Origin of the sequence: Kribbella sp. CA-253562 (assembly GCF_050942265.1) — a bacterium.
Taxonomy (GTDB): Bacteria; Actinomycetota; Actinomycetes; order Propionibacteriales; family Kribbellaceae; genus Kribbella.
This window is the reverse complement of the sequence record NZ_CP192049.1, coordinates 2,420,375-2,432,818: the sequence shown is the minus strand read 5'-3', so window position 1 is coordinate 2,432,818 and position 12,444 is coordinate 2,420,375. Positions and strand designations below refer to the sequence as shown.

7 protein-coding genes are annotated in these 12,444 nt (G+C 63.8%); 1 reads left to right on the top strand and 6 read right to left on the bottom strand.

The window, feature by feature from the left end:
* Positions 1–175: 175 nt before the first annotated feature.
* From ACQPXM_RS11805 to ACQPXM_RS11795, 3 genes are all read right to left on the bottom strand, one after another.
* On the bottom strand, positions 176–1,285 hold the full coding sequence (locus ACQPXM_RS11805) for a serine hydrolase domain-containing protein (RefSeq protein ID WP_432947761.1): 1,110 nt from the start codon (positions 1,283–1,285) through the stop codon (positions 176–178).
* Positions 1,286–1,839: 554 nt separating this feature from the next.
* A complete protein-coding gene (locus ACQPXM_RS11800) occupies positions 1,840–2,193 on the bottom strand; it encodes a hypothetical protein (RefSeq protein ID WP_432947759.1) in 354 nt (117 codons plus the stop codon).
* A gap of 388 nt (positions 2,194–2,581) precedes the next feature.
* The gene (locus tag ACQPXM_RS11795; protein ID WP_432947757.1) at positions 2,582–5,779 is read right to left on the bottom strand and encodes a S8 family serine peptidase; all 3,198 of its coding nucleotides are present in this window, start codon (positions 5,777–5,779) and stop codon (positions 2,582–2,584) included.
* Positions 5,780–7,200: 1,421 nt separating this feature from the next.
* Here ACQPXM_RS11795 and ACQPXM_RS11790 point away from each other — a divergent pair.
* Positions 7,201–8,370: an SRPBCC family protein gene (locus tag ACQPXM_RS11790; protein WP_432947756.1), complete on the top strand. Its 1,170-nt coding sequence runs from the start codon at positions 7,201–7,203 to the stop codon at positions 8,368–8,370.
* Between the two features lie 562 nt (positions 8,371–8,932).
* On the opposite strand, the gene ACQPXM_RS11785 is transcribed toward ACQPXM_RS11790, so the two are convergent.
* The 3 genes from ACQPXM_RS11785 to ACQPXM_RS11775 all read right to left on the bottom strand — a co-directional run bounded on the left by ACQPXM_RS11785 (position 8,933) and on the right by ACQPXM_RS11775 (position 11,859).
* Complete coding sequence (locus tag ACQPXM_RS11785) at positions 8,933–9,673, bottom strand: SDR family oxidoreductase (RefSeq protein WP_432947754.1); 741 nt, start codon at positions 9,671–9,673, stop codon at positions 8,933–8,935.
* Between the two features lie 75 nt (positions 9,674–9,748).
* A complete protein-coding gene (locus ACQPXM_RS11780) occupies positions 9,749–10,471 on the bottom strand; it encodes a hypothetical protein (protein ID WP_432951000.1) in 723 nt (240 codons plus the stop codon).
* A gap of 830 nt (positions 10,472–11,301) precedes the next feature.
* Entirely contained in the window at positions 11,302–11,859 is a 558-nt protein-coding gene (locus ACQPXM_RS11775) for an RNA polymerase sigma factor (protein WP_432947752.1), read from the bottom strand.
* Positions 11,860–12,444 lie beyond the last annotated feature (585 nt).

The window sequence follows — 12,444 nt, the reverse complement described above, 5'->3', positions numbered from 1 at the left end:
AACCCCCATCCAGGACCCCGGAGAACCGTCGAATCACAGCGCCGGAGCCTCACCACGCCCAACCCAACCCGAGCCACCCCACCTGACCATCAACCAGCCAGATGAAACATCGAGGCTAGTACGAGTTCGCGGATTGCTCTGTACGGCGCCGGCTGCAGACTTCCGTCAACGACGCTCAAGCCGAGAAGCGCTCCCGGAGATGCTTGACCACCGGCCAGGCGCCGCTGGTGGTGTTCGAAATCACGGTGTAGGTGAGGCTCGGCGCCGGATCATGCACACTCATGAACGAGACCCCAGCGTCCTGCCCGATCAGCATGACCTGATTACGCGACTCGTGAAGGAAGAACCCAAGCCCGCAGCGCATCGGCTCTCCCGGAACGTCATTGCGTGGCCGAAGCATCTCAGCTACCCAGCTCGAGGGTACGATCTTCCCGGCAAACAGACCCCGCCAGAAGCGACTAAGGTCAGCCACCGTCGTATACGCGCCACCGTCCCCAACACCGCGTGCTGGCAGGTGAAAAACGTTGGTGCGCCACCGGCCTCCTTCGACCGGGACGTACCCCGTGGCAGTTTGCGCCGGGAGCTCGTCGGAGCGCAGGAACTCGGTGTAGCGCATGCCGGCCGGATCACAAACCCGGGTCGATACCAGGTCGTGGTACGGCACGCCGCTAGCCCTCTGGGCGATCAGCGCCAGCAACACGTAACCGCTGTTGCAGTAGGAGAACCGTTCCCCGGGCGGGAACTTGGGGGGAAGGCCGTCCAGGACCGCGAGGTACTGCTCTGCGTCCGCGAGCTCCTGCATCGGCACTGACAGGAGATAGTCGTTGAGATCCAGTTGGTCGTCGTCCTCGTCGAGATAGTCGCCTATCCCGGATCTGTGGGCCAGCAGTTGCTCCACAGTCACCCGGTCGTCGATCAGTGGCAGATCGTCCCCCAACACCGATCGCGCAGTGGTGGACAAATCCAGCACCCCCTGCTCGATCAGACTCACCACCGCTAGGGCGGTCAGTCCCTTGGCGCCACTGGCTATTGCGAACCGGGTATCCACGGTGTTCGGGATCTGGTGGGCGCGATGGGCAAGGCCGAATGCCCGGGCGAAATCGACCTCGCCGCGCCGGTCCACCCACACCACTCCGCAGAAATCGTTCCCGTTGGCGATCGTGTCGACGGCCGCGGCCAGGTCCTGCTGCGGCGTCATGTCCAGATTGTCCGCCACGTCGGCAGAGCAGCGGGTTTCGTGGATCTCGCCGTCGATCGCCGCGCTGTCTCGCTCGGGCTCCGTCACTGTCGGCTCCTCCGGTTGTGCATACAGGGCAACTGGGCTGACGGTATTGCGCATGTGCTCTCAGCAGATCGTCAGAGACGCTCCTGATGCACTACGGGAGAAAGGGGGTGAACGGTTCTGTGGTGAGATGCGCGAGCGCATCACAGACTACGAAGTACATCGGGACGGCAGACGGCCAGACGGACAGGTGGGGGTCGGCAACCACAGGCGTGAGCAGGGCTCGACAAGTCTTGCTACGGGTGCGCAACTGTCCGGAGCAGCACGGGGCAAACACCGCCCAGTCTGTCCTGGCCAAACGTCACCAGGCGCCACTCGAACGCTGCGAAACTGCCGGAACGGCTCCACGTCTCTGCCGGCGGCTTAGGGAACTGGGCGATCAGGATTGGCGCCCCGTTTGGTCGGCGCAGCATTGAAATCCTGGACGCGGAGTTTGTCGGCGCACTTGTCGTCCACCAGGAAATTGTCCGAGCAATCTCATTCCGTCAACCGGCATGGTGACTCCCGGATCTTCACACTGGCTGCTATGAGCGAGTCGGCCGGTGTCTCGAACAGTGCTACGCCCGCGTGGTGGGGCGTCGCACCTCTTGCCATGACACCGCGACGAGCGGCACCTGCGTTAGGGCATAAAGAACGTGGAACGAGTAGTGGCGCAAGGTCTGGTCCGGCTCGAAGGGCAGGAAAGGAAGTGGTAGCACGCTCACGATGCCGCCCATGAAGTGCAGTGCCGCCCATGCGAGGATGCCGATCGTCGCCGCTCGCCTCGGGCCGAATGCGTACAGAAGCAGCAATACGGCGGTGACGGCCGTCGGCCACAACGTCTCACTGCTGATCAAGGTCTGCCCGGGCAGATCAGCAACATTGTGGACGACGAAACCCAGCCAGGCAATGGCGGCAAAGGCATACATCATCGTCTCCCTCCTCGATGGGGCGAACAATCGGCCGCAGCCATGTGGGACGCCGCCGCTTTCCGCCTAGGCGGTATCTGTTGATCTGCTACCGCGGTCGTGTGTGACCATTGCGGCGAGAAGTACACCGCCGACGAGATCAGCTCCACCACCCAGTCCCCGTCAGCCGTGCGGCCAGGCATCGACCTCGCCAGGCAGATCACGCCACGGCGCCCCGGTACGGAACCGCCACCAATCGCCTCCAGCGCCACATGGTGATCATGCGAAGGACGACCCCGGCGACCAGCACCTGCCGGCAGCACCGGCGCGATCACCCCACAACACATCAGAAATCACATAAGAATGCGACACCATCATCAATTACCGAACCACCACGACTTGGCAGACACCCCTAGTTGCTCTGGCCGATGCTGACCTTTCCGTGGCCGATCGTGGCGCCGTCGACCGTCGTGATGCTCATCTGGCCGACCAACTGACGGCCGTTGGCTGGCTTTGATTCAGCAGTGACGGTGCCGGTGAGCGAGAGCCTGTCACCATTATTCAACGTCACGGCGACCGGTTGCACGGAAACAAACCCGAGGGCCGAGGCAGCGAAGACGTCGCGATAATCGTACGTCGTTGCCCCCTCGGGCACATCGAATGCATCTACCTCTACCTGGTAGACGCCGGGAGCCGGATTGTCCAGGGTCACGGATTCCTCGGTGCCGGCGTTGGCGGACACTGCCACCAGGTCGCCGTCGCGGAAGACATAGAGATCGAGATCAGCCTTCGCGACGCTGGGTTTGCCGATGCTGACATCCAGTCGGTTCGCGCCCGGCGGCACGGCGACCTCATAGGTCTGGACAGCTCCATGCTCGATGACCGGACGGGCTTCGACCACGCTCGCCAGTGGCCCACCCGCACTGGACACGGTGACCGGTCCGTAAAGGTTGATGAGCTGCCAGCTCACAGGGTTGGGCTCTCCCAGTGTGACATCGGGGAGATCGACGGAGTCTGGCTCGACTTTGACTCCCTGGATCCGTGCTGTGAGTTCGAAGGGATTGTCGAGGTGGTCGGAGGTCCGAACGGATTCCAACTGGATTTCCCAGACACCAGGGACCGGGTTGGCGTAGTCACGTTCGGCGCCGTTGCACGGGGTCGGCGAGTTCGTGAAGCAGGTGGAGGTATCGATCGGCAGGCCCTCGGGGGTGAAGGCGTTGAACCGTACCTGCGACCCGCTCTTGAAGCCGGACACGTTGATCTGAAGAGCTGCGGCTCCCTCCGGAACGTTGACGAACAAAGAGTCGACGGAGTTGCGCTGAACACTGCCGATGAGGGACGCCGCGTAGGCTGGGCCGGTCGGATTTTGGGCGACCACGACTGTGTTGAGGACCTCGAAGTCGACCGCGGGGGTTGCGGGATCGTCGACCCGCAGGATGGCGCTGTGCGCGCCCTGGCCAGCGTTGATCGTCACCGGGACCTCGATGGTCTTGTCCAGCGGCAGGTCGAGGGTTTCCGCCGTCCTGAAGCTACCGTCGTTGCCGACCCACACGAGGTCGTGGCGGATTGTCTGGGCAGGCCCACTCCGACGGGTCAACTTGATGGTTCGAACCGTCGTCTCGTCCGGCCGGAGTCCGCCTTTGCCGACGGCGCAGCGGTTGTAGATGCCGACCCCACGATGCGGGGTTGGCAAGAGGTGGGACAGCGGAGTGCATACGGGCGCATCGACGGTGTAGGACCGAACGTCGTGCCCGTGCTTGAGCAGGTTCCAAGCGCCCGGCACGTTGATCAGCCCGTTGCCCTGACCGTTGGCCGGCAGTCCATCGATCCACCTCGCAGAGCTGTAAAGTGCTCGCCGCAACGCGGCCGGCGACAGTTCGACGCGCTTGGCTTTCGCGGCCGACAGGAGCAGGGACGCGCCGCCGACTGCCTGGGGCGAGGCCATCGACGTACCAGTCATGTTCCGGTAGCCCGGTGGCAGGGTGAAGCCAGCCTGGGGGTTGATACTGCCCGGCATCCAAGTCGAGTAGGCAGAGATCGCGACGCCAGGGGCGATCAGGTTCGGCTTGAAGCCGCCGTCTTCACGGGGGCCACGCGACGAGAGGTTCAACAGATTGAAGGGCTTGGTGACGCTCGAGCGAAAGTTGGATTGCCAGGTCGCCTTGCTGATACCGCCCGCGACACTGACAACGTTCGAGGCGCTCGCGGGCTCGCCGACCGTGTTCATGCCGCCGTCGTTGCCGGCCGACATGAACAGCTGAACGCCAGCGTTCTCGATGAGGTTGTTGTAGATCTGGGAAACTGCATCGCTCGCATCATTGACTGCCAGCAGGCCAGTTCCCAACGACATGTTCACCACATCGGCGCCCCGGTTGACCACGAGTTCGACGACGCCCTCGGCCAGGCCGACTGTGCTGCAGACCCCGAGACAGGGCTGTGCGGAGACGATCTTCGCGCCAGGTGCTGCCCCATCCAGGTTCTCATTGCCGAACAGGTCGTTGCCGGCCGCGATACCTGCGACGTGCGAGCCGTGGCCGAGCGCAGCGACGTTGATCGCGACGAAGTCGGTCGCGGCGGGCAGACCGATCGGGGTGGCATCCTCGTCTTCGCGGTACTGCACAGTGAAAGGCATCCGCTCCTTGATCGGGGTGTCAGGGTTGTCCACACCGAAGTGACCGATGTCGTACCTCTCGCGATAGGGCCGCAACACGCCCTCATCGAAGTGGTGGTCGTTGTTCACGTCGACGCGGACATCGTGGCTGACCGGGTCGTAGAGGACGCCGAAGACGTCCGTACTGTCGCCGTCTCGGTTGACATCACCTTCGAGTTCACCGAAGGTGACGGCGGACTCGTGGAACTGATTGATCCGGTATGTTCCAGCCGGTGCCGTCCATACATGGCCGCCGTACGTGAAGCTCGGGCCGGCCACCTCGGTGACCATCGGTCGCCAGGACTCGTCACCGTCGAGCACCGGGTCCGACATTTTGACCGAGTCGACGATCTTGCGCTCTCCGGTCGTGGTCCACTGCAGCGCGGGGTGGTCCAGGTCGATGCCTGTGTCCATGATGCCGATGATCACCCCGCGCCCGTCGAAGCCGGGGTTCTTGCTTCTGAACTCGACGGCACCGGTCTCGTTCACCGGCAGGAAAGGGTTGCTCGCCGATGTGTCGAGGCCAGGCCCCTGCTCGGGAATGGCAGAAGCCCGCGAACCCGTGGCTTCTGGCTCTGGCTTCGGCTCTGGCACCTTCACCTTCTTATTGAGGTCGACGGCGACAACCCCTGGGAGCGCCACCGCCTCGACGACCCTGCCGATAGGCACGCGGGCGCGAATGTAGCCGACGGCATCCACGGACTTGCTGACCTGGCCCCCGAGGTGCCGCAGTCGCGCCACGACGTCGCCCGTCTTTCCCTCTTCGCTGGCGATGATCAGGACGACGTGGTCATGGCCCTCGGCCTTGGCCGCCGCCAGCAATCGGCGATCGTGGGAGTCGAGTTCGTACGTGCCTCCGGGCGCCGCCTGGGCAACGGCGACCGATGCCGCGCCATTCGCCGTCGGCGTACCCGTCAGACAGGCAGCCGCCAACACCGCGGACGTGATCAACCCCGCCATTGGGCCACGAAGCCGAGCGCGCGGTCTGGTCGTTGTCATGTTCCTCCGCTGATTCGAGAGCCGGATCGCGAGGCTCAGTTTGACTCGTGTGACGCAAACGAGGCGCAGCACCACAGAGATGGTGGCATGCGGCCATGGCCCTAGGAATGAGGGAAATCCCTCGAGATCAGCGCGTCTCGGGACTGATGCCGATCAGCTTCAGCGCTGGGTCTGTCATTGCGTATCCCCACCTTCGGGAAAGGCGATCCTGGTCGCAGCAGAGGAGACGTCGACGATCCGCCCGCCATCGCACTGTCTCGACATGGCTGGTCAGGTTGGGTGTGGGTGAGCCGGTAGGATTCGGTGCCGGTTTCGATGACGTTCCCCCCGCCGAAGGGCAATGCGAGCGGCGAGGGCGTACATCGACGCTCACCCCCCATCGACCTGCCGCAATGGCGAGGTGGTTGAGTGACGGGCTTCGGCCCGCAAGGCGATGAGCAGGTGATGCCGAATGCGCGCGCACCACCACCCCAAGATCTTGGCAGCGTCCTAGTCGACACGATGCGACCCCGAACCGATCAGCCCGTTGGCGCGTAATGCACGACAAGGACAGCTCGCCACCGGCGATCCCCTCCACGCCCAGCACAGGTGACCGAGCATCCGACCGGCGTACCGGCCACGCTCCCACCCCCCTTGCGTGGCCGGTACGCCACCTCCGACCGACGGAGGGATACGCCAACACGTTGTCCGCGGTCATTGATCGGAGTTGTACGTTCGCAGCCCGGGATCGTGTCCGGCCGGGCTCTCATGGAATGCCGGCGCGCAGCGTTTGCCTCGAGTAAGTCGACGTCGGATCGAGATAGCGGGTTGTCGTGGCCTCGTTCACCTGCCTGCCCGGGACGGCAGGTGCGCGCTTCTAGCGCGCGACATCCAGCCGCGGGGCACCTGCACTACGAAGAGACCTACCCAGTAGGCGGCCTCTCGAAGTAGGCGCAGGTCACCTTGAAGCACTCCACCGAAGCCGCCTCACTCGCGGGACTTGGCCGTGGCAGTGTGCAGCTGCGCCTGATGAATGGCGAGTTCGTCGTCGAGTCCGTGGATGCGCTTGGCGAGGCGGACGGCCGCCGGTGGCCAGTGCCACGCCGAACACGTCCGGAGGGCGAGTCGGGTTCGATACCTGACGACTTGTCCAAGGTTGCAACGGCACCTGTGCCGAGAACCGATCTAGTCGGTCTGCCCGTACTGAGGCATAGCTCGGATGTTTCGCAGAGCCATTGCTTACTCGATCTCGATAAGGACTGCCTAGTGTGCCCTCACATGGACGCCGCGCCGCCTGCCGCGGCACGCGAGCCTGCGCCTGCCCATCAGACTTTTGGTTGGCAGCGTTGTGATGTCGTGACATCAGGGATCCCGCTCCTGAGCGAGCAGGCAGGGCAGCGGTAATGGCACCGACTGAGCAGGCGCGTGTCTCGCGCGTTGTCGCCGTGGGCGCCGAAGATCTCTATCACTGGATCGCCGACGTGATCCGCATGCCTGATTGGAGCACCGAAACTCGGCGATGCACTTGGCTCGACGGCGCCAATGCGGCACGTCCCGGCGCGAAGTTCATGATGACCAGCCGCAAAGGGCTGGTGTGGTTGAGGTTCGTGTGCGAGGTCGTCCACGCCGAGCCGGGAAAAATGTTCGCCTATCGCACCCGCCCTCGTCGCGGACGAGCGGGAGGCACAGTGTCGAGCTTTCAGTTCGAGCCCGCTCCGGGCGGCACCAGGGTGACGTACTCATGCGCACGCGAGAATGTGGGCGAGCGTCACGAGGACCGGCTCCCTGCAATGACGCGCACGCTGGAGCGGATCGCCGATCTTGTCGAGGGACGGGTAAGGGTTCAACAGCCACAACTCGGCCAGGTGTATACGGCGGAGGGACCGATTGACCTCAGCGCGATGTTTGTCATGCATCACGGATTCCGTCGCGACCTGCGTGATCTGGTCGTCGCCGTACCCAGGACCCCTCTAGCGGATGCTGAGGTCTGGGCAGCGCTCGATCGGCGCTGGCGAGGCATGGCGACGGCTCTGCACCACCACCACCGAGTCGAAGATGATGCACTCTGGCCACCTCTGCTCGAGAGGGTTGAGATCGTTGGCGACGTGACCGCCCGAGAGACGCTGAAGGCGATGGACGCCGAGCACGCATTGCTTGACCCAATGGTCCAGGCCTGCACGGATGGTTTCCGAGCCATGGTCGAAGCGCCTGATGCTGCGGTCCGTGACCGTCTCACGGATGATCTGGCCGACACTAGAGAGGTGCTGCTTCAGCACCTCGCCCACGAAGAAGCAGACGCTATGCCATTGGTCCAGCGGTATCTATCAGTGGCTGGGTGGGCCGACTTCGAGGCGGCTGCGCGAAAGGAATACGGCCTGGCGGACATCGGCTTTGCCGTCCCCTGGAGCATTCTGGAGATACCGACTGATCAATTCGAAATTGCTTACGCCCACGGCGGAGGCATGGTCCGAGCAATGCTCGCTCTGACGCGGCGTCGTTTCGAGCGCGAGCACCGCGTCGCTTTCCGGCACCTTCCTGGAGCGGTTGTAGCAGATAGCGATGTCGGCACGTAGTGGAAGGTATATCCTCGGATGATCCACAGGGGCCTCAGGTGGCGTGACCCGACAACCGAGCGATCGTCATCTTGAGGTCTGGCGTCGGTTGTATCGCGGCGAGATATCGCTCCGCGGGGCCTTGTAGGTATGCCTGTCCAGGGTGCCATCCTTGCTGCCAGTGCGGCCTTCATTGAGATGATCTCTCCCAGTGCCTGATTAGCCACACTCTGGGGCCTCAAACCGGCTGGACGCGCTGCATGACAGCGGCGCCATGCACGGCTGGCCAGCGAACGTCTCCCGGCCATCGCATGCGAGGTCGCTTCTCGAGCGGATGACGGTGGGGCCGAACAGCGGGCCCGCAAGCTGAAAGTAACGCGCGGGCCAAGACGCCGGTGGCGTGCGCCGTTCCAGACGCCATCGCCCCTGGCGCGACGCGACGACAATCAGACTCCATTACTCAGTACTTCGCGATACGACTTCGGTTCACGCTCGCTTCGACGGCGGCACTCGCCAGGGTCTGGAGGACGCCGCACGACGAGGGAGCAAAATGCGGCCGGCGGCAATCGAGCGAACCTTGCTGTCAGAGGTATGAACCGCCGGACACGTCGACGGACTGCCCTGTGATCCAGCGAGCGTCATCGGAGACGAGAAAGGCGACCACGTCAGCCACGTCGACCGGGATACCAACCCTATCGAAGACCGAGTACGACGCCGCTCGGCGCGCCAGGTCGGGGTCGGACAGCCAGGGATTGAGATCCGTTGCAACGACGGCCGGATTGACTGAGTTGACCGTGATGCCTCGCGGGCCAAGTTCCTTGGCCAGCGCCACAGTCATGACATCCAACGCGCCTTTTGTCATTGCATATCCGACACCTTCGGGAAAGGCGATCCTGGTCACAGCGGAGGAGACGTTGACGATCCGTCCACCATCGCGCAGTCTCGACAGACCCTTCTGCACAAGGAAGAACGGCGCTCGGACGTTCACCGCCAACATCCAGTCGAAGTCGTCAGCACTTTGTTGCCCAAACGGACCAAGACCTGCAACTCCGGCGTTGTTGACGATGATGTCGACCCCTGAACTTTCGGCGTCGTACGCCGTCCAAACCGCTTCAGCGTCCCCTGGTCTGCCCAGCATCGCCTCGACAAGGAAGGCAGATCCACCGAATTCCTCGATATCCGCGACGGTCTGCTTCGCCGCAGCGCCGTTGGTCCCATAGTGGACCGCGACCCGGGCACCATCGCGAGCCAGCCGCAAGGCGATGGCTCTCCCGATACCCCGGCTCGCACCGGTCACCAACGCCGACTTCCCATCGAGCTTCATTGCAAGGCTCCTCTCGGTGTCCCTCTGCCGCAGTACGCAGCCAGCCTGGTCACCGGATCAGGTGAAGCCCAACCACTACGCCCACCGTGGCAGCTCAATCGCCAACAGCGCGTTCATTTGCAGGTATCCGCCGGCGTGGCGGACTGCTGCGCCGCGGCGTGGACCGTTCTGGATCCGCGTTTCCTCTGGAAGGTCGGTCCGGATCCGTAAGGGTCGATGAACATGCGAGTCCTGGCCTGCCGAGCTTTTCGTACTGGGGGCCGCGGTGCGTTCGCCCGTCGGAGCTGAGCCGCCCGGATGCGATGGTCGGCACCCGTGCTCAACGCCCATTGGAGGCATACTCCACCGGTGTCGCATGGGTGACAGAGCACCGCCGGCAGTCCAGAGCGGCTCCGGACGGTCCAGCCGAAGCTGGCCGCTACAGCTGGCTGACGGATTGTGCAGGGTACGGCGGGTTGAGCGGGCTACTCGGGCACAATACTTCGACTCGGACCGACCGCGCATTCCACCGGCTGCCACCTGATCGGATGTGGCGGCGGCTAGCAAGGCTGGATCTGGTTCGAGCCCCTTGACCAGCAGGAATCCGTCGACGGGCACCTTCAGTATCGCGGCGTCCACGGCCCCGAGCTTCTTCGCTCTCACAGGGTCCTCTGCACGCTGGATCGACTCGTCTGCCGCAACCTGCACGTCCGTACGCCGACGTACGGCGGCCAGGTCCTCCACCGAGGCACATGGGCTGCTCCACATACTCCAGGTTGAACCGAGCGAGCTCCTCAGGGCCAAGAGAGCGTGATCCACCGACGATGCGCCGTTCAAGTCAATCCTCACCCCCGCCTTCTCTGACCCCACCGCCGACAGTGCAGTTCACCGGCAGCACGTCGCGTACCAGCCCAGCCCACAGCCCTTTCGAACACCATCCCCTCTCGAACCGTGATTTCCCGGACCTCGTTCTTTGGCCAAACCGAGTAGGTAGTCACCGCGCCCTCTCCCAACAGCCGCTGCGGACCAACCTTGCCTAACGCACGCATCGGCAGGCTCCATCGCACAGTGCCCGAGAGCCAGATCCGAGGGCGTACAGATGGCACCTGCAGCGGTGGCGGACAGGCAAGAAGAAGGCTCCGGTCTGTGGCCTGAGGGGATGACAAGAGGAAGCAGTTGGCCCAGTTCAGATCGAGCCGGATCTCGTTGGATTCAGAACCACACCACGGAGCTGATTTGAACTGTCATCGTGAGATCTACTGCCGAGCGCAGCGTATCGATCCTTGCGGTCACGCCATTTCGACGGCGCTGTTCTGGTCGACCAATTCTGCAATGGCCACCGCGGCCTGGAGTTTCGTCGCTGAGCTGCCGAGTTGTCATCAGCCACCGATGCGGGGCGGTTCGTTCGGGACCACTCAGGCTGTCCGATGTCGCCTGCTCCACGCGTGACATCTGCTTCGCCCTGGATGCCATCTCGTCCACGGGGGCGCCATCCAGGGACAGTCACTGTGCGGGGATGATCACGAGTGATGGGCCCTCCCCTGGAAGGGCTTCCGCACCCTTCACTACTCAGGAGGCTGCCTGGTCAGTTCATGTCACCTTGCCGTGCTTGCTGCTGTTGGTGGCGGCGAGGCGGCCTCTGCGGCTTCCTATGTGGCGACCTCGTCGCGGACGTGCTGCAGCATCCCGGCCAGCCGACGTTGAGCACGCGCAGTACGGCTCTTCACCGTACCCAACGCGATCCCAAGGTGCTCGGCAATCTCACTTTGCGTATACCCCTCGTGATACGCCAACCGGAGCACCTCACGCTCATCTGGATGCAACTGATCCAGCGCCCGGCGCACCTCCCACGCACGCCACGTCTCATCCAACGTGACGTCCTCACTCACCAATGCTCTATCCGCACCGTCCGGATCCAGCGGCAAGGTCTCCGAAGCGCGACGCTCCCGCCGATACACATCAATCGCCGCACGCCGCGTGATCGCATACAACCAGGGCTGCAACTCCCGCCCAACGTCAAAGCGCCCAGCAGCCTGCCACGCCTGCACAAACGCCCGCTGCACGGTATCCGCCGCCAGATCCCGCCGACCCAGCATCTTCAATGCGATCACAAACATCGGTGCCGAATACAACCGATACATCTCTGTCAATGCCGACTGATCCCCACCGCGGAACCGCTCCGCCAACGTCGCGTCAGAATCGCCCACGCCAGCCATCACCGCGACCCCGCCGGCACGCCAAGGTCAGGCCGTAGCCACGGCAGAACCTCGTGCACCGCACCACCAGCACGCGGCGACAACCCCTCGATCCACATACCCCGCTCCTCCTCGACCAGCTCACCAGCGGAGCCTCAACCCACTGTCCTGATCTGGACGAGCCGAAGCATCGGTGATCACTGCCTATTTGGACTGGCCGGCAGTTACCTACATCCCTGACCTGCATGGGTGCGACCGCGGGGTGTAGGTAGGGGTCCGATGGCATGCCTTGCAGATGAGCCGGTCAATTCGACGCTCGACCCTGGCGAGACTTGGACCAGCCTCGTGTCCGCCCTGCTCACCCGAGGCAAGTTATGGCAGTAGAGCCATCCATGCAGCGGACGATCGGGCAGTCAATCGGTCATACGCTCGGGATCATCGGGCGAATCCAGCTGGTCCGAAACAGCTATGGGTTTCGTGACACGGAGACCTCTTCTGGAGGCGTGGCCCGGAGCTGGAGCGAGCTCGGGGATCTTGGTGAACTGGTAGTAGACAGGATCGGCCGGCCTGTGACGGTGAGACCGGTCGCGTGAGGAC